This is a genomic window from Rathayibacter sp. SW19 (assembly GCF_030866825.1).
In the GTDB taxonomy this organism is placed as follows: Bacteria; Actinomycetota; Actinomycetes; order Actinomycetales; family Microbacteriaceae; genus Rathayibacter_A; species Rathayibacter_A soli.
In genome coordinates, this window is the sequence record NZ_CP133020.1 from 1,227,873 (window position 1) to 1,245,219 (window position 17,347).

Below are 17,347 nucleotides of genomic sequence, written 5' to 3' on the forward strand. Positions count from 1 at the left end.
GCCATTCTGTGAAGAATGACGGCGCGCAACATGCGGGTCGACGAGCAGGTCGTTGCTGTGAGCGCCGGCGAAGCGGCCTCCGGCGTTGCGGCCGACGACGTTACGACGGACAGTGCTGCGACGGATAGTGCTGCGACGGACTGCACCGGCGTTGCAGGGCGCACACTGCTGCCCGTGCACGGCATCAGCATGGAAACCTCTAACACCTGAGCGGGCGCTCGAACTGCTGGCGGATGCCCCTGGCGTCGTGGTCACGGATGTTCCGACCCCGCTCCAAGCGGCTGGTCGGGACCCGAGCTTTGTCGGGCGGATTCGTCAGGATGAGGGTGTGCCTGGCGGTCGCGGTCTGGCTCTGTTTGTTTCGAACGACAACTTGCGTAACGGTGCTGCGTTGAACGCAGTGCAGATCGCGGAGGTCATTGCGGCGCAACGCGCCGTCGCTACTGCAGCTTGATGTCCCCGTCTGACGCGTCGCGCTCCGCTGGTTGAGGAGCCCGCGAGCGCAGCGAGCAGGCGTCTCGAAACCTGCGACCTGGGACTGACGGCAGGTTGGTTGATCGGTGATCGCGGGCGGCTGTGGATAACTTCCACGCGCTGATGGTCTCGTTGCGTACGATCGGTGAGCATGATGCATCCGTTCGAGGTTCTGGCTGAGCCGATTCGCCGTCGCATTGTGGAGGTACTTGCCGTTGGCGAGCACTCTTCAGGAGCACTGGCCGACGTCATCGGCCGCGAGTTCGCGGTGAGTCGAGCCGCGGTGTCGCATCATTTGCGGGTCTTGCGCGACAACGATTTCGTGATTGTGGCTGTCGAGCTGACGTCGCGGTTGTATCGGCTCAATCCGGAGGCGCTCGACCTGTTGGACGAGTCGGTCGCCGCCCTGTTCGACCTGTGGGACCAGCGCTATGGCTATCGTTACGATCGCGATCCGCTGTCTTCCGAGTCTCCGAATGCGCGGCGCTCGCATCGATCACACGGCGAGGGTTGGCGGGTGCGTCGTCAAGCGGGCGCGGATCCCTGGCTGAACCGGCAGTAGCTGGTGCTGGCTAGCGTGGGGTGGCGCCGGGCCGTGCGTGGCGGCGTGCGCTAGCGTGGGGTGGCGCCGGGCCGTGCGTGGCAGCGTGGGCTAGACGCGCGGCAATGCGGGCGGCGCGGGGATCGCGGGCAGTGCGCAGTGCGGCGCAGCGCGTGCCGCGCGGGGCCGCGGGGCCGCGGGGGCTGGTGCGGGCTGGTGCGGGCTGGTGCGGGCTGGTGCGGGCAGTGCGGGCTGGTGCGGGCGGTGCGGGCTGGTGCGGGCAGTGCCAGGAAGAACCGGGCAGCAGGACGATTACTCGCGTGGGAAAGTGCATGCGCCTTGTCGCTGTTTCAAATCCGCCTTATGTAAGGCGGATTTGAAACAGCGACAACGGGCACATTGAATCCTGGCGGCTGAAGATGAGGCTGGATCTGGCGGCTGGATCTGCGCGCTGGACTGGATCTGCGGCCCGGAAGCTAGGGCCGCCGTGCAGAGGATTGACTTGCTCCTTGGGCTGGCGTTGATCGCGCCGACCGTCAACCATGACGATCGCAGTGCGGATCGACGGTTGGTGCGCGTGGCGTAAGACCTGATCAGCGAGATCCCGCGGGCACGAGACCATGGTGAAAGACGTCGACATTGCCGCTCGTCCCGCTGTCGAACACGCTGGCCGCTGGTCATGCGCCCACAACGGTGCGCCTGCGATGGAGAGACCGCGATCGTGCACCTGCGATGGTGCGACCGTAATGGTGTGACCTTCATGATCCGACCGCGGTCGTCCGGGCGGCGCTTCACCATGGGAGCGGCCGAGGGGCAGTCGGTCTTGTGGCGTCACTCACGCCGAGGTGGCCGCCAACCGATAGCATCGAAACATGGTCGGGGGGACGACAAAGGGAACCGACGCGACCGCGCGTTCGGTGGATGCCGCGCGTTCGGCCGGTGGTGTCGGCCCAGCGGATGCTGCGGGTCGGCCTAGTGGTGTCGGTGCGGCGGATGCCGCGCGTTCGGCCGGTGGTGTCGGCCCAGCGGATGCTGCGGGTCGGCCTAGTGGTGTCGGCGCGGCGGATGCCGCGCGTTCGGCCGGTGGTGTCGGCGCGGCGGATGCTGCCGGTCGGCCTACCGGTGTCGGCGCGGCGGATGCTGTGGGTCGGCCCAGTGGTGTCGGCCCGGCGGAGGCCGATCGACCCGCGCGCGATGCCGGCGCCGGTGCTGCACCACCCGCTGGAGCGGGTGGTTGGGTTGGTGCAGCGGACATGCCCCGCTCGCCCGGCTCGCTCCGCTCACCCGGCCCGCTCGGCGCACCCAGTTCGGCCCGCTCGCCCGGCACGCACGCCGTGCCCCCTACGCCAGGCTCACTCGGCTCACTCCGCTCACCCGGCGCGCCCGGCGCGCCCCGCGTACCCAGCTCACCCGGCTCGCCCAGCTGGACCGACACACCCGATTGGGCCGGGCGCACTCGAACCCCCGCCGGCAGCCGCGGAGCCCGACGGTTGTCGGGCATCGGCATGACGCTTGGCCGTTCGGTGTTCCTGTCGCAATTGCCGCTGACCGGCGTCACCGCGCTGATCACGTTTTCGCTCGCCCTGCTTGTGCCGCAAATGCTGGCTTCGACGGCGTTTCTTGCCGGCGTGGTCGTCATCTTGGCTGTCACAGCGCTGTCGTTGATCGTGCCGTGGGGGAGACTGAACGCGCTCTGGGTAATCGCACTTCCGGTTCTCGACATGGCAGCGATCGGGCTGATGCGCGCAGGCAACGACGACTTGCGGCTCAGCGTTCTGCTCATCCTGCCGGCGATTTGGCTCGCGAGCTCGTTCCGCTATCTGGGTGCGCTCATCGCGTTCGTGTGCGGCTCACTCGCGGCCTGGGGGCCGGCCGTTGTCAATCCAGCAGAGTTCACGATCGGCAATGCGGCCCGATTGTTCCTCATCCCATTGCTGTTGATATTCGTCGGCGTCACGATTGCGATCATGTCCAGCAGGGCGCAGGCGCAGCAGAACATGCTTGCCCGGCAAAGTGAACTGGTTGAGGAGGCCTTCGAGAGCGCGAAGCGTGACCGGCGTGTTCTGCGGGGCGTGTTGGACGCCGTCGACTTCGGCATTGTCGGCCTCGAGATCGACGGCACGGAGTCGCTCGCCAACCCGCGCAGTGCAGCGCTTCTCGGGGTCGCGACAGGCAGGGCGCACGGCGAATTCGTCTTCTACGCGGCGGACCGCAACACGCGGGTCTCGCCCGAACACGACCCGATCGCCCGCGCGCGCGCCGGAGAGACCTTCGATCGCGAACTTGTCTGGGTGGGTGAACCCGGCACTGAGCAGACGGCGCTGTCGGTCTCGGCTCAACAGATCACAACGGATGCCGGCGAGCGCACCGGCGCGGTCGTCGCGTTCCTCGACATCACTGCTGAAGTGCAAGCGCAGCGCGCAAAAGAGCAACTCATCGCGGCCGTGTCGCACGAGTTGCGCACCCCGTTGACGTCGATCGTCGGCTACCTCGAACTGGCATTGGACACGGAGGGCGTTCCCGAAGAGGCTGTCTCCTACACGCGGATCGCGGCGGACAACGCCGACCGGATGCTGCAACTCATCTCGGACATGCTCGTCGCGGCCAGCAGTGAGGAAGGCAAGCTCGCCGTTCTGCGCCGCGATGTCGACCTCGGTCAGATCATGATCGACGCCATCGAGGCTCGTGCGCCTCACGCCCGCGAACTCCGCACGACCATGAGGAGCGGAATCACGACCGGCACGATGGCCTTCGTCGACCCGCTGCGTATGCGGCAGGTGTTCGACAACGTGCTCTCAAACGCCCTGAAGTACGGCAAGGAAGGTGGCACCGTCACGGTTGCAATGAGAACGAAGGCCGACCACCTGAAGATCACCATCAGGGACGACGGCACAGGCATCTCGGTCGCTGACCAGGCCAAACTGTTCGATCGCTTCTATCGGGCATCCGCCGTTCGCGGCGGCCCGATCAGCGGAACAGGACTCGGCCTGAGCATCAGCCGAGCGATCGTGCGAGAGCACGGAGGCGACATCCGGATTTCGAGCGAACTCGGCGTGGGGACGACGGTGTCGATCACCATTCCAATCGCACAGCAGCCCGAATCGGACCCGTCTGCGACCGACCGAGTCGAGCCTGCGACCGACCCGGTCGAGTCTGCGACCGACCGAGTCGAGCCTGCGACCGACCCGGTCGAGTCTGCGACCGACCCGGTCGAGCCAGCGACCGACCTGAAGGAGCCCGCGACCGACCCGAACGAGCCAGCGACCGACCCGGCCGACCCTGCCCCGCCCACTCCCACCTCGGCAAGCGGCGGTGAATCGTGATCCAGCCCATCACGCTCGATGTGCCGACGCTGTTCATTGCGTCAGCGCTCGTCGTCACGCTGACGGCGGTGATGTTCGTCATCGACAGTCTGGGCCGCGGAGAAGATACCGTCGGGCGCCTCTGGTCGCTCGCGTATGTTGCCGCGACCACGACCACGTTCGCGTACCTGCTGTCGTCCGTGTACCCGCCGATGTGGTGGGGCATTCCGCTCGGTAACGGTGCCGCTGTGCTCGGGTTCGGCGCAATCTGGTCGGGGGCTCGCCGATTCAACGACCGCCGCATCCTGCTCTGGGTCGTGCTCATCGTTGCGGCCGGTGTCGCGCTCGTTCCGCTGATGGAGGGGCCGCACGGCGGATATTGGGCCGGCGCAGATGTGATGTTCTGGGCGATGGCCGCGTTCGGCCTCCTGGCCGGGGTCGAATGCCTGCGTCCGCGGCTGCTGGGGCTGAACGGTGCACGTTTTCTGGGTGTGCTGATGCTGCTCTCCGGCCTGTACTACCTGGGTCGCGTGATCTTCCTGTATCTGCTCGGCCCGAATAGCCCCGTCTTCACGACGTTTTTTGGCTCGGCGGTGACCGCGCTGGTGCTCGTCATGTTCGTCACCGGTGGCACGATCTCGATGGTGAGTCTGCGCGGTGAGGACTCCCGGCAGACCTTCACCAACAGACGCAGTGCGGACCTTTTGACCGAGACCGCAAGCCCCCACCAGTTCGCGGATGTCGTCACCCCGATGCTCGACGCCGCCCGCGAATCCGCGTGGCCGATTGCGCTCGTCATCGCCGACATCGACGAGCTCGCTAACATCAATGCGGCGTTTGGCCGCACCTACGGCGATCAAGTCCTCGTGCGTTTCGTGGAGGTGCTGCGGGCAGCGACACCGTTCGGCACCCCGCTGTGCCGCATGGTCGCGAATCGGTTCGAGTTTCTGCTCGCCGATGCGACTGCTGCTGAGGCGGCGACGCTGGCTGAACGCATCCGCCTGTATTTGGTTGAGACGCCGCTGGTCGGCGACGGCACCGGTGTGCGAGTGACCGCCAGTTTCGGCGTCGCCGGGTCGGAGACAGCCGGTTACGGGCTGCGACCGCTGCAAGACACAGCGCTGGACGCGCTCGCGGAGTCGAAGGCGGCCGGTCGCAACCGCATTGTGGTCGCGTCTGTCCTATCTTGAGCCAATCTTGAGCAGACCTTAGGGCGTTCTCTGGGCGCTATTGAGACTGGTCGCACAGACTGTTGTCAACCCGAAAGGGCCGGCACGGCGAACATCAACCCGAACGAATCGCCGGCGCCGCTTGACCCCACCTAGCCCGGGGTACAAACCCGAACAATGTACCCCGGGCTTACCCATCAATTTTGAATTACATGAGACCGACGCCATAGTGCTTGACGCCAGAGTGCCCGACAGTTCATACCCAGCAGTCCGGGCGCAACTCGGCGGATGCAGCCAGATCACCGCACAGCCGAAAGAGGATTGCAATGGCGAACCCAGCAGCGGTGTCGCTCAACAAGCTGCTGGGCAGGCAGCATCACTTCATGGTGTGAGCGGGCGAAGTGTGGCACATAAGCAGTTGATCGACCCGCAGGCTTGGGATGCAATCGTCACCGAGCTCTGCGGGTCCACCGCGATCGCGCAGCGATTCGTTTCAGATTATGTCAGGGCCTGGCCGGTGCGCTACGACCGGTTCTGCGCGGCACTTGCCGCTGCGGATGCTGAGGAAGCCTACGTTTCGCTCCTCAGCATTCGTACGGCGAGCCAGATGGTTGGTGCCGTTCGGCTGGCCCGCCGGGCGGCGAAGCTCGAGCCGCCTGCGCGCGCGGGGCGTTTCGCCGAGTGTGCGGCGGGGTTGGGTCGGTTACATTCGACGGGAGAGAAGACGATGCGTGCGCTGATACAGGCAACTGCCGTTCCGTGAGTGCAGCCGCAGTTCCGTGAGTGGAGGCCCGGTTCCGTGAGTGGAGGCCCCGTTCTCTGAGCGCGGCCGCCGTTCCGTGAGCGCAGCCTCCGTTCCCTGAGTGCAGCCTTCGTTCCGTGAGTGGAGTCTCCGTTCCCTGAGTGGGTGCCCCGTTCCGTGAGTGGAGTCTCCGTTCCGTGAGCGCGGCCGCCGTTCCCTGAGCGCAGCCGAAGGGCCGCCGTGTACCGCGAATTCGCTCTGTCGTGCAGGCTGCCGCTTCGGCTGCGCTCAGCGGACGGCGGACGGCGGGTTAGTTGGCCAGGCGATAGCCGACGCCGCGCACGGTTTCGATCCAGCGTGGTCGAGCGCTGCTGTCGCCGAGTTTGCGTCGGAGGTTCGCCAGGTGCACCTCGACGGTACGTCGATCGGAGTCCGAGACGTAGCCGCCGGTGTCGTACTCGTCTGCACGCATCGCGGTTGCCAGTGTGGACTTGGAGACGACTCTGCTTCCGTTCGACATGATGCACAGCAGCAGTTCGAACTCGGTTCTGGTCAGATCGACACGGGCACCGTCGAGTTCGACCAATCGCTTCGACGGACTCAACCGCAGAACGTCTCGCGTGATCCAGTCATCGTCGAGGTCCTCGATATCGGATGCGACCAGTGCGGCGCTTGCGTCGCCGGACTCGCCTGCACCAAGGCCCGCAGTCACCCCAGCACCAGCGCCCGCATGCGCATCGGCGCCCGCGCCTGCGCCCGCAGGCGAAGAGGGCGCGAGGGCAACACGAGGGCTGTCGGCGGCGGAGGCAGTGGCGGAGGCGTGGCCACCGGCATCCGCTGTGGTTATGGGCGCTGTGGTTATAGGCGCTGTGGTTGTGGGCGCTGTGCTTGTCGTCGGTGCGACGCGAGGTCGGCGCATCATCGCCTCGATGCGGGCGCGCAGTTCGCGCGGGCGGAACGGTTTGGTCACGTAGTCGTCGGCGCCGGCGTCCAGTCCGACGAGTGTGTCGATTTCGTCGTTGCGCGCGGTGAGCATCACGATGTAGGTCGGGCTGAAGGCCCGGATGCGGCGTGCCACTTCGAAACCGTCGATGCCGGGCAGGCTGATGTCCAGGGTTGTCACGGCGGGGTCGTGGGCGCGCACCTGTTCGACGCCGTCGAGTCCGTTCGATGCGGTGTGCGTTTCGAAGCCGGCCTGTGTCAGGACGGCCTCAAGTAGATTGCGGATGTCGGCGTCGTCTTCAACCACAACGGCGACACGACGGAGCCCCTCGTCGGTCATGCTTTCACGATAGCAACGTTCGGGGTGTTCGCGGGCCAGGTCGGGGTTGTTGTGCAGATCGCGCCGACGGAGCGGGCTGTGGAGGCGAGGTCGTGCTGGTGGACAGGGTGGTGCTCGTGGGCTTGGTGGTGCCGGTCAAGACTGTGCCGGTCAGGACGGTGCCGGTCAGGACGGTGCCGGTCAGGACGGTGCCGGTCAGGACGGTGCCGGTCAGGACTGTGCCGGTCAGGACTGTGCCGGTCAGGACTGTGCCGGTCAGGACTGTGCCGGTTAAGACTGTGCCGGTCTCGGTGGTGCTGGTCAGGATTGTGCGGCCGGAGGAGTTGAGCCCGGCTCGGCGGGTGGGTCGGCCAGCATCCGAGACGCCAGGTCCTGGTGTGCGAGTCTGCGCAGAGCGATCATGACCGGTTCATAGAGCGCCGTGCCAAGAACGGCGTACTCGACCGAAGCCCGTGCCGAATGTGCCGGCATACGGCTGAGGTCGAACGCGGCTATGGCGCGGAGGTGCTCGGCGTATGCGGTCAGGCGTTCATCGGTCAGCGGGATGCCGGCTTCCTCAACGGCGTCCAGCGCCCGATCGAGTTGTGCGACCGCGATGAAGTGTGGGTCGTACAGCTGCCCGAGTTTCGCCAGAGCAGCTCGCGCGCGCGGAAAGTCGGGGACGGAGCGCTCCGAGTTGTTTTGGTAGGCGCTGTTTTGATCGGTGCTGTTTTGGTTGGTGGTGCTTTGATTCGAGTTGTTTCGGTCGGAGTTGTCTTGGTCGGTGCTGTTTCGGTCGGAGTTGTTCTGGTCGGCGCTGTTTCCGCGAGGGCTGCCTTCGTCGGAGCCGTGGCCATCGATACCGTTTTCGTTGGTGCTGCCCTGAGCTCGGCCGCCCTCGTCCAGGTATGGGGGGAGTGCCGTTATGGCGCGCCCGAGCGTCTCAAAAAGGTCGTCGCCGGGATCTTCGATCAGAGCGAGCACGATCTTGATTTTCTGCAGGGGGAGCCCTGCCACATCGGAAAGGGCGCGAATCAGGCGCAGTCGACGCAGGTGCTCGGTGCCGTAGTCGGCCTGTGTTGCGCTGACGACTACACCAGCCATGAGTATGTGCTCACGAAGGTAGTACTTGATCGTTGGCACGGTAACGCCCGATGTCGTCGCAAGTTCTGAAATCTTCACGATGCCCCCTTGACATTAGATAGTATCAGTATCTAACTTTAGATATCGCAACTATCTAGTGCGGCACAAACGACGAAAGGTGACGGTGATGCTCGAACCCAGCAGCGCGATCACGGCGGGCGCCGTGCTCTTGACCGTGATCGGAGTGGCGTACGGCGGCACCTTCATGCTGCGAGTCGTGACGGGAAAACAGGGCGCGAATGCGTTGCAAAAGAACTTCTTCCGTGCGGGCCATGCGCACGCGGGGGTGCTGATCATCCTCGGGCTGCTGGTGACGTTGTTCGTCGATGCCGCCGGTGCGGGCGTGTGGGGGCGCGTTGCTGCGGATGGTGTACTGGCGTGCGCAATCCTGATTCCAGGCGGCTTCTTCTTCTCGGCGATGGGCCGGGACCCGCAGAAACCGAACCGGTTCTTCGTTCTGATCTGGATCGGATTCGGCGTGTTGACGGCCGCACTTTTGACCGCTGGAATCGCACTGATCGTTGCCGGCGCTTCCGCACTCGGGTGACGTCGGCACGCCGCGGAAGCCCGCCCCCGCCCGCCTCGCCTTGCCAGCGCATGCGCCGAACGGATGCCCACACGCGTATTCGCGACCGCCCTGCGATTCTCCGTGGTCCATCGTCACCACCGCGCTACCTCGCCGCCACACGCCACCACCGCGACGTCGGCTCGCAGATCGCTGCGCGATCTTGGGCTCTTCGGCTCGTCGATACAATTGGTAAGTGAGTAATTCCCCGATCGACGTCGTCCTCATCGGTGGCGGCATCATGAGCGCGACGCTGGCGACCTTTCTGCAACAGTTGCAACCCGACTGGACCATTCGCATTTACGAAGCCCTTGGCGATGTCGCTCAGGAGAGTTCCAACCCGTGGAACAATGCGGGCACCGGCCACTCCGCCCTGTGCGAGCTCAACTACATGCCCGAAACAGACAACGGTGTGCTCGACCCGGCCAAGGCGATCAGCATCAACGAACAGTTCCAGTTGAGTCGGCAGTTCTGGGCCACGCTGGTCACACGGGGAGAATTGCCCGAGCCGAACTCGTTCATCAATTCGGCGCCGCACATGACATTCGTGCGCGGCAAAAAGAACGTGCGCTACCTGCACCAGCGCTACCTGGCGCTGAAAGATCAACCGTTGTTCGCTGGCATCGAGTACTCTTCCGACCCCGAAGTGATCGCCGAATGGGCCCCGCTCTTGATGAAGAAACGCAACCCACGCGAGGCTGTGGCAGCGACGCGCGTTGCGGCCGGCACGGATGTCGATTTCGGCGCGCTGACCTACGCTCTGATGCAGAACCTGACCGAACGCGGGGCGCAGGTGGCGCTGAATAGCCGGGTGAAAAGCATCCGTCGAACGAATGACGGTCTCTGGAAGTTGCGGGTGCGTCACATCGTCGGCAACACGCCGCACGATGTGACAGCGCGGTTCGTGTTTGTCGGTGCAGGCGGGGGTGCGTTGCATCTGTTGCAGAAGTCCGGAATCCCCGAGATCAAAGGGTTCGGCGGCTTCCCGATCAGCGGCGAGTTCTTGCGAACCAGCAATCCGAAGCTGGTGGCACAACATCACGCCAAAGTGTACGGAAAGGCATCCGTTGGGGCGCCGCCGATGTCCGTACCGCACCTGGATACCCGTGTGATCGACGGTGAAGCGTCGCTGCTGTTCGGCCCCTATGCCGGGTTCAGCCCCAAGTTCCTGAAGAAGGGCTCCTGGTTCGACCTGCCCGGTTCGATCCGGCCGAGCAATATCGGCCCGATGCTGGCCGTCGCGCGCGACAATTTCGACCTGATGAAGTATCTGATCAGCCAGCTGGTCGCGTCGCGCGCCACCAAGGTGGCGGCGTTGCGCGAATTCATGCCGACCGTGAAGGAGGCCGATTGGGAGCTCATCACCGCCGGCCAACGCGTGCAGGTGATGAAGAAGGATGCGAAGCGCGGCGGTGTGCTGCAATTCGGAACCGAGGTGGTGGCATCCGCTGACGGGTCGATCGCCGGGTTGCTCGGGGCCTCACCGGGCGCGTCGACGGCTGTGCCGATCATGCTGGATGTGCTGAAGCGCTGTTTTCCGGAGCAGTATCCGGGATGGGAACCGCAGCTGCGCGAGTTGATTCCGACCGTCGGCACGACGCTGAATGATGTGCCGGTCAAGGCGAAAAAGGTGATGGCGGCATCCGCGAAGGTGTTGAACCTGCTGGCGTAGCGTTGGCTGCGCTCGCGAATTGCCACTGTTCGAGCGGGTTTCGCCGGCGTACTCTAGGCCCCGAGTGAAAGTGGGGGCTTCTCATGAGCAATCCAGGACAGCCGACAATTCAGCAGGGTGCAAGTGGCGATGCAGTGCGGCGCCTGCAGCGTGGGTTGAGGCGTACGCCGAATCTGTCCATCGTGGTCGACGGCATCTTCGGCCCGGCGACGCACACTGCGGTGATCGAATTCCAACAGGGCAATCCACCGTTGGTTGTCGATGGTATCGTCGGCCCACTCACGTGGGCAGCGCTGCCCGCGGGCGGACCAATGCCCGCGCTGCAAGTGGGCTCGAACGGAGCGGTCGTCTCCCGGCTGCAGACCGTGCTCAACGAGGGCGAACCTCAGTGGGGTGGTCCGATTCTGGTCGTGGACGGCGATTTCGGCGCGCACACGAAGTCGGCGGTCGAAACGTTCCAGGGCTGGGGGCAGGTGACTGTTGACGGGATCGTCGGGGAACACACCTGGGATGTGTCGCTGCACGCGGCATCGGCCACTTTGGAAAGCGCGGTAGGGCTGTCGTATGTGCTGCCGTGAGTGCGTCGTCCGGTCGGTCGAGTAGCGAGGAACGAGCGTATCGAGACCCTGTTGGTCGAGTGGTGAGGAACGAGCGTATCGAGACCGTGTTGGTCGAGTGGTGAGGAACGAGCGTATCGAGACTCTGTTGGTCGAGTAGTGAGGAACGAGCGTATCGAGGCCCTGTTGGTCGAGTGGCGAGGAACGAGCGTATCGAGACCCCCTGCGATGGCCCCGAGACGGCCGCAGGGCGGTTGCCCATCGTTCATAGTGCGCGAAGTGCTGGATTGCCGAACCATTCCGACGTTTCGCGCACTATGAACTGCTACACGTGCGTGGCGGAGTCCGCGGCGCGACGCTTGCCGAGGTCGCGCGACGCTTGCCAACCTGCGCTCCGACCTGTTAGTGTCATCTCCGCTATGAAGAGCTAATTCCTTTCGTCCCGCGCCCGAGGCCTCTGCCTGCGCGATGGCTGGCCGTCTGGTCGGCGTCGCAGCGCCGTTGATCGAAAGACTCTTCGCATCGTGCGCCGTGCTGTATTGCGGAAACGATCCTGACGTCTTCCGGTCGACGAAGGCAGGTTCATGCCCGGCGGGAATCCGCGCTCCGCATCAGGAGCACCCGAGCTTCACCCGGCTGCGCATTCGTGAGCTGCCGGGTGGGCACGAACGGCGGTCATCCATGTTCAGTCCTGAATCCATGTTCACTCCGGAATCCACTTCACAGTCCACGAACCTGCGCAGCCCTGTCGCCGGCCGCGCCGGTGCAAACGCCGCCCCTGCGAACGACGTCGCTGCGAGCGACGCCGCTGCGAACAACGCCCCTGCGGACCGCGCCGCGTCGACACGGCGAGCGGATGCGGCGGTGCCGGCACGCGCATCCGCTTACCTTCGCGCGGACGGAATTTCGCACTCCTACGGTGATCGGCGCGTGCTCACCGACGTGTCGTTCACTGTAGCGCCGGGCCGGCGCCTCGGCCTGATCGGTGAGAATGGCGCAGGCAAGTCGACTCTGCTGCGCATTCTCGCCGGTGTTGAGCGCGCTGATCGCGGCGCGATCACGCGCCCTGCCCGAACGGGAATGCTCTGGCAGGAGGTGCAGTTCGCCCCGACCGATACGCTCGACGACCTGATCGAGCACGCCCTCGCCGACGTGCGCGCCATGGAGACCGAGCTTGCGGATGCCGCCACCGCCCTCGCAGCAGATGCATCCGTTCCGGTGTCGGTTCCGCATCAAAACGACGGTGATTTTGCGGATGCGTCGCGCGGCGACCGCACGGACCCGGCGTGTCGCGAAGAATCTCCGTCGTTTTCAACGACCGCCGACCGGTATGACGCAGCGCTCGCGGCGGCCGAACACGCCGAGATCTGGTCGGTCGATGCGCGTCGTGACGAGTTGCTCGACGGGCTGGGTGTCGGCGATGTGTCGTTGAGCCGGCGGCTCGATGAGGTTTCCGGCGGACAGCGCAGCCGCTTCGCGTTGGCGGCATTGCTGCTGCGCAGACCGGAGTGCCTTCTGCTCGACGAACCCACCAACCACCTGGACGATGCGGCCGCCGCCTTCCTCGAGCGACAGCTGAACGGATGGCGCGGCCCGGTTCTCTTCGCCAGCCACGACCGCGCGTTCCTCGACTCGGTCGCCACGAACCTGCTGGACCTCGATCCGACGAGTGCAAGTGGTGCGGGTGTACGAGGCGCGAGCGCAGGTGGCGCGAGTGCGAGTGCGGGCCCCGCAGCATCCGGACCAGCAGCATCCGCAACCGCAGCCGCAGGCTCCGCCTCCGCATCCGCCGCCTCCGGAACCGCAACGACCACGTCGTTCGGTGGCAACTACAGCGACTACCTGGTGGCGAAGGCCGAAGAGCGCGCCCGCTGGGAGCGCCGTTTCGCAGACGAGCACGATCAGCTGAAGCGGCTGAAACTCTCGGTGGACGTGACCTCCCGCAACATCAACCACAATCGTGCGGCGACGGACAAGAACAAGATGTCCTACGGCACGCACCGCAACCGGGTCGAGCAGCAGGTCAGCCGTCGCGTGACGAACGCGCGGGGCAGGCTTGATCAGTTGACCGAGAATCAGGTGCGCAAACCCCCGGCGCTGCTGCGGTTCGCGGGTATTCCGAGCGGTTCGCACGCGGTGGATGATGCATCCGGACTGCTGCTTCAAATGACGGATGCTCGCATCCCCGGCCGCCTGGACGTCGCGACGTTCCGCGTCGAGCCGAGCTCGCGCATCCTGATCACAGGGCCGATTGGAGCGGGCAAGTCGACACTGCTGGCGGCGCTCGCCGGCACCCTGGCGTTGGGAGCCGGATCCGTGCACCGGCGCCGCGGGCTGCGGATCGCCCTGCTTGAGCAGGACGTGCAGTTCGCCGACCCGTCGCGCAGTCCGCGCGCGATCTACGCGTCGGTGCTGGCGGAGAAGCGGGCGGATGCGACACCGCTCACCAGTCTGGGACTGATCGCTCCTCGTGACCTGGATCGTCCGGTTGGGGTGCTGTCGATCGGCCAGCAGAGGCGGCTCGCGTTGGCGCTGATTGTTGCGCGGCCGCCGCACGTGTTCTTGCTGGATGAGCCGACGAACCATTTGTCGTTGGCGCTTGCCACTGAACTCGAGGATGCGCTCGGCAGCTATCCGGGCGCCGTCGTTGTGGCCAGTCACGACCGGTGGTTGCCTGCGGGCTGGGCCGGTGAGCGGGCGATGATGGCGGAGGGCCGGATCGTGTAGTGGGTGGTCGGCCGTGGGTGGCAGGCCGTGCGCCGAGAGTGCTCGTTTCGGACGAGCGTGCCCGAAGGTGCGGGCGCGTCCGAAACGGACACTCTCGCGAGCTGCATCCGGCCGCACCGCACCGACCGTCGCGACCGCACCGACCGTCGCGACCGCACCGACCGTCGCAACCGTCGCCTCATGCACCGATCGCGTAGCCCTGTTCTCCGTGGGCGACGGCGTCGAGGCCGACGCGTTCCTCATGGGTGGCGACGCGGAAGCCCATCACCCGCTGAATCGCCGTGCCGATCGTCCAGGTCACGCCGAACGAGTACACCATCACGATCAGTGAGACCCCGGCCTGCACGCCCAGCTGCCTCCATGAGCCGGTCTCGAGCACGCCGATCCGGCTGCCGGCGATGCCGACGAACAGTGTGCCGATCAGCCCGCCGACCAGGTGAATGCCAACGACGTTCAGCGAATCGTCGAAGCCGAGCACGAACCGCAGGTCGACGATGAGCGCGCACACCGCGCCGGCGAGCCCGCCCAGCACCAGGGTCCACCCGGGCGTGAGCACGTTGCAGGACGCCGCCGAGGCTACCAATCCCACGACCAATCCGGATGCCGCCCCCACCGACGTCGACTTTCCCTCACGGAATTTCTCCACCGCTAGCCACCCGAGGATCGCTGCAGCGGGCGCGACCAGCGTGTTCACGCAGGCGAGCACGGTCACCCCGTCAACGGCTGCCTCCGAGCCCGCGTTGAAGCCGAACCACCCGATCCAGAGCAGCGCGGCGCCGAGCATCGTCAGCGGAACATTGTGCGGAGTATCGATCCCCTTCTTGAAGCCGTGACGCTTGCCAAGCACGAGCGTCAAGGCCAGGGCGGCGGCACCAGCGTTGATGTGGATGGCTGTTCCGCCGGCGAAATCGCTGAGCCCCGCGTTTGCAGCCCAGCCGTCGGTGCTGTTGAAGACCCAACGGGCGATCGGAAAATAGACGAACGTCACCCACAGCCCGGCAAAGACCAGCCAGGCACCGAACCGTGCCCGGTCGGCGATGGCACCGGAGATCAGTGCGACTACGTCGATCGCGAACGTCGCGTAGAACCCGGCGAGAGCGAGAACATGCATGTCGATGCCGCCGGATGCGGTGACGATTCCGTTCAGCCCGAACTCGGAAAGCGGGTCGCCCAGCCAGTGCGGAATCCAGTCCGGGCCGAACACCATCCCATAGCCGTAGATCACCCAGAGTACCCCGACGACCGCCATCGCACCGAAGCTCATCATCATCATGTTGATGACGCCGGCTGCGCGCACGAGTCCGCCGTAGAAGAACGCGACGCCCGGTGCCATGAGAAGCGCGAGCACCGTTGCGACGATCAGCCACAGGGTGTCTGCCTGGCTGGTAGCGCCGGCGCTCGCCGCAGCGCCGGCGAAGCGCACTTAGATCACGCCCATCGCCAGCATCGCGTCTGCGACCTGTGTGAACCCGGAGATGTTCGCGCCGAGCACGTAGTTGCCGGGCTCACCGTATTCGTCGGCCGTCTCGGCGCAGCGCACGTGGATGCCGCGCATGATGTCCGCGAGGCGATCCTCCGTGTAATCGAAACTCCACGAATCACGTGATGCATTCTGTTGCATCTCGAGAGCTGAGGTCGCAACACCTCCTGCGTTCGCTGCCTTGCCCGGCCCGAACAGAACGCCGGCGTCGCCGAACAGGTGTACGGCATCCGGAGTCGACGGCATGTTCGCGCCCTCTGCCACCGCGAGGATTCCGCCCGCGATCAGCAGTTTCGCGTCGTCGCCGTTCAGCTCGTTCTGCGTTGCGCAGGGCAGCGCGACGTCGATGTGCGTTTCGGCCGCGATGCTCCAGATGTTGCCCCCGGCACGATATTCGGATGCGCTTCCCCGCTCGTTTGCATACCCACTGAGGCGACCGCGGTCGTCCTCCTTGACGTGCCGCAGCAGCTCGAAATCGAGGCCGTCCGCGTCATAGACGACGCCCGACGAATCGGAGCAGGCGACGACATCCGCACCGAGGTCTTGGGCCTTCTTGATGGCGTAGAGCGCGACATTGCCGGAGCCGGAGACCAGCACCTTCTTGCCCTCGAAGCCTTCGCCGCGGCTGGCCAGCATCTCTTGGGTGAAGTAGACGGCGCCGTAGCCGGTGGCCTCGGTGCGCACAAGCGAGCCGCCCCAGCCGATGCCCTTGCCGGTGAGCACGCCGGATTCGTACTGGCCGGTGATGCGCTTGTATTGGCCGAACAGGTAGCCGATCTCGCGGCCGCCGACACCGATGTCGCCGGCGGGAACATCGCGATACTCGCCGATGTGCCGGTAGAGCTCGGTCATAAACGACTGGCAGAAGCGCATGACTTCGGTGTCGGACTTGCCCTTCGGGTCGAAGTCGCTGCCGCCCTTGCCGCCGCCGATCGGCAGGCCGGTGAGCGCGTTCTTGAAGATCTGCTCGAAGCCGAGGAACTTGACGGTGCCGAGCGTCACGGATGGGTGGAAGCGCAGGCCGCCTTTGTACGGGCCGAGTGCAGAACTGAACTGAACGCGGAAACCGCGATTGATGTGCAGGCGACCTTCGTCATCCTCCCACGGAACGCGAAAGATGATCTGCCGTTCTGGTTCACACAGGCGCTCCAGAATGGATGCCTCCGCGTACTGCGGGCGCTTCGACTCGACTCGTCCGAGCGATTCGAAGACCTCGCGGGCGGCCTGGTGAAACTCGACCTCTCCTGCGTTGCGACGCAGAACGCTGTCGAAGATGCTCTGGATGCGTGGCTCAAGTTCTGTCATAAGGAACCTTCCTCGGGTGGCTGATGTTGCTCACGGTACCGAATGAACGGGCGATTGGAACGGGATGAATGTCTGAAAACCGCTAGTTAGTGTTGATGGAGTTGCCTCGCGTGCCATTCTCGAAGGGTGCGAGCGTTTACCCATTTGGATTGGGTTGCCATGAGCGACCCCGTGTTTGCGCAGCGCTACGCCCGTGCTGCTGCTCACGATCGTCGCGCTGATGGGTATTTCGTGACGGGCATTCCGATGTCCGAAATCTTCTGTCGCCCGGGGTGTGCGACACGCACTCCAAGGCCGACTCAGGTGGTGTTCTATCCGACTGCGGCGGCTGCTCACGCTGCGGGTCTGATGCCGTGCCCGCGGTGCAGGCCGGATTTGACGTGTGCTGCGCCCGACAGCGCGCATGCTG

The 17,347-nt window shown here is 65.4% G+C and carries 14 protein-coding genes and 2 pseudogenes; 11 read left to right on the forward strand and 5 right to left on the reverse strand.

Annotated features, from left to right (window positions below):
* Positions 1-15 precede the first annotated feature (15 nt).
* The 6 genes and pseudogenes from QU604_RS05610 to QU604_RS05635 all read left to right on the forward strand — a co-directional run bounded on the left by QU604_RS05610 (position 16) and on the right by QU604_RS05635 (position 6,249).
* Positions 16-210 (forward strand): hypothetical protein, encoded by a 195-nt coding sequence (locus tag QU604_RS05610; protein ID WP_308467830.1) that lies wholly within the window; start codon positions 16-18, stop codon positions 208-210.
* A pseudogene (locus QU604_RS05615) lies at positions 197-454 on the forward strand (Asd/ArgC dimerization domain-containing protein); the annotation flags it as partial. The gene QU604_RS05610 and the pseudogene QU604_RS05615, both read left to right, overlap by 14 nt.
* A 171-nt stretch (positions 455-625) precedes the next feature.
* Positions 626-1,036 (forward strand): ArsR/SmtB family transcription factor, encoded by a 411-nt coding sequence (locus QU604_RS05620; RefSeq protein ID WP_308467831.1) that lies wholly within the window; start codon positions 626-628, stop codon positions 1,034-1,036.
* 851 nt (positions 1,037-1,887) lie between these two features.
* Positions 1,888-4,338 (forward strand): ATP-binding protein, encoded by a 2,451-nt coding sequence (locus QU604_RS05625; protein ID WP_308467832.1) that lies wholly within the window; start codon positions 1,888-1,890, stop codon positions 4,336-4,338.
* Positions 4,335-5,507, forward strand: coding sequence for a GGDEF domain-containing protein (locus QU604_RS05630; protein ID WP_308467833.1), 1,173 nt, complete (start codon positions 4,335-4,337; stop codon positions 5,505-5,507). The genes QU604_RS05625 and QU604_RS05630 overlap by 4 nt, the downstream gene beginning before the upstream one ends.
* A 367-nt stretch (positions 5,508-5,874) precedes the next feature.
* A complete protein-coding gene (locus QU604_RS05635) occupies positions 5,875-6,249 on the forward strand; it encodes a hypothetical protein (protein WP_308467834.1) in 375 nt (124 codons plus the stop codon).
* A gap of 289 nt (positions 6,250-6,538) precedes the next feature.
* Here QU604_RS05635 and QU604_RS05640 read toward each other — a convergent pair whose 3' ends face one another.
* Genes QU604_RS05640 through QU604_RS05645 form a run of 3 tightly spaced genes read right to left on the reverse strand, consistent with a single transcriptional unit; the run spans position 6,539 to position 8,671 of the window.
* The gene (locus QU604_RS05640; RefSeq protein WP_308467835.1) at positions 6,539-7,510 is read right to left on the reverse strand and encodes a response regulator transcription factor; all 972 of its coding nucleotides are present in this window, start codon (positions 7,508-7,510) and stop codon (positions 6,539-6,541) included.
* Positions 7,511-7,514: 4 nt separating this feature from the next.
* On the reverse strand, positions 7,515-7,817 hold the full coding sequence (locus QU604_RS22155; RefSeq protein ID WP_409350021.1) for a pentapeptide repeat-containing protein: 303 nt from the start codon (positions 7,815-7,817) through the stop codon (positions 7,515-7,517).
* The gene (locus QU604_RS05645) at positions 7,811-8,671 is read right to left on the reverse strand and encodes a MerR family transcriptional regulator (RefSeq protein WP_308467836.1); all 861 of its coding nucleotides are present in this window, start codon (positions 8,669-8,671) and stop codon (positions 7,811-7,813) included. Before QU604_RS05645 ends, QU604_RS22155 begins: the two co-directional genes overlap by 7 nt.
* An 88-nt stretch (positions 8,672-8,759) precedes the next feature.
* Between QU604_RS05645 and QU604_RS05650 the strand changes: the two genes are divergently transcribed.
* The 4 genes from QU604_RS05650 (at position 8,760) to QU604_RS05665 (ending at position 14,153) form a co-directional block, all read left to right on the forward strand.
* Positions 8,760-9,179 carry a hypothetical protein gene (locus QU604_RS05650; protein WP_308467837.1) on the forward strand — a complete coding sequence of 140 codons (420 nt, stop codon included), beginning with the start codon at positions 8,760-8,762 and terminating at the stop codon, positions 9,177-9,179.
* Between the two features lie 214 nt (positions 9,180-9,393).
* Complete coding sequence (locus tag QU604_RS05655; RefSeq protein ID WP_308467838.1) at positions 9,394-10,869, forward strand: malate:quinone oxidoreductase; 1,476 nt, start codon at positions 9,394-9,396, stop codon at positions 10,867-10,869.
* An 83-nt stretch (positions 10,870-10,952) separates the two neighbouring features.
* The gene (locus tag QU604_RS05660; protein WP_308467839.1) at positions 10,953-11,447 is read left to right on the forward strand and encodes a peptidoglycan-binding domain-containing protein; all 495 of its coding nucleotides are present in this window, start codon (positions 10,953-10,955) and stop codon (positions 11,445-11,447) included.
* A 447-nt stretch (positions 11,448-11,894) separates the two neighbouring features.
* On the forward strand, positions 11,895-14,153 hold the full coding sequence (locus tag QU604_RS05665) for an ABC-F family ATP-binding cassette domain-containing protein (RefSeq protein ID WP_308467840.1): 2,259 nt from the start codon (positions 11,895-11,897) through the stop codon (positions 14,151-14,153).
* A 178-nt stretch (positions 14,154-14,331) separates the two neighbouring features.
* Here QU604_RS05665 and QU604_RS05670 read toward each other — a convergent pair whose 3' ends face one another.
* Together QU604_RS05670 and gdhA are read right to left on the reverse strand one after the other, a co-directional pair.
* Positions 14,332-15,576: an ammonium transporter gene (locus tag QU604_RS05670; protein WP_308467841.1), complete on the reverse strand. Its 1,245-nt coding sequence runs from the start codon at positions 15,574-15,576 to the stop codon at positions 14,332-14,334.
* A complete protein-coding gene (gdhA, locus tag QU604_RS05675) occupies positions 15,577-16,938 on the reverse strand; it encodes an NADP-specific glutamate dehydrogenase (protein ID WP_308467842.1) in 1,362 nt (453 codons plus the stop codon).
* Between the two features lie 159 nt (positions 16,939-17,097).
* On the opposite strand from gdhA, the pseudogene QU604_RS22160 reads away from it, so the two are divergent.
* Positions 17,098-17,301, forward strand: a pseudogene (locus QU604_RS22160) (Ada metal-binding domain-containing protein); the annotation flags it as partial.
* Positions 17,302-17,347: the final 46 nt, after the last annotated feature.

Bases quoted from the DNA above. Each gene is read 5' to 3' on its own strand.
- QU604_RS05610 (WP_308467830.1), top strand. From the start codon at position 16: ATGACGGCGCGCAACATGCGGGTCGACGAGCAGGTCGTTGCTGTGAGC.
- QU604_RS05620 (WP_308467831.1), top strand. From the start codon at position 626: ATGATGCATCCGTTCGAGGTTCTGGCTGAGCCGATTCGCCGTCGCATT.
- QU604_RS05625 (WP_308467832.1), top strand. From the start codon at position 1,888: ATGGTCGGGGGGACGACAAAGGGAACCGACGCGACCGCGCGTTCGGTG.
- QU604_RS05640 (WP_308467835.1), bottom strand. From the start codon at position 7,510: ATGACCGACGAGGGGCTCCGTCGTGTCGCCGTTGTGGTTGAAGACGAC.
- QU604_RS05650 (WP_308467837.1), top strand. From the start codon at position 8,760: ATGCTCGAACCCAGCAGCGCGATCACGGCGGGCGCCGTGCTCTTGACC.
- QU604_RS05660 (WP_308467839.1), top strand. From the start codon at position 10,953: ATGAGCAATCCAGGACAGCCGACAATTCAGCAGGGTGCAAGTGGCGAT.
- QU604_RS05665 (WP_308467840.1), top strand. From the start codon at position 11,895: ATGGCTGGCCGTCTGGTCGGCGTCGCAGCGCCGTTGATCGAAAGACTC.
- gdhA (WP_308467842.1), bottom strand. From the start codon at position 16,938: ATGACAGAACTTGAGCCACGCATCCAGAGCATCTTCGACAGCGTTCTG.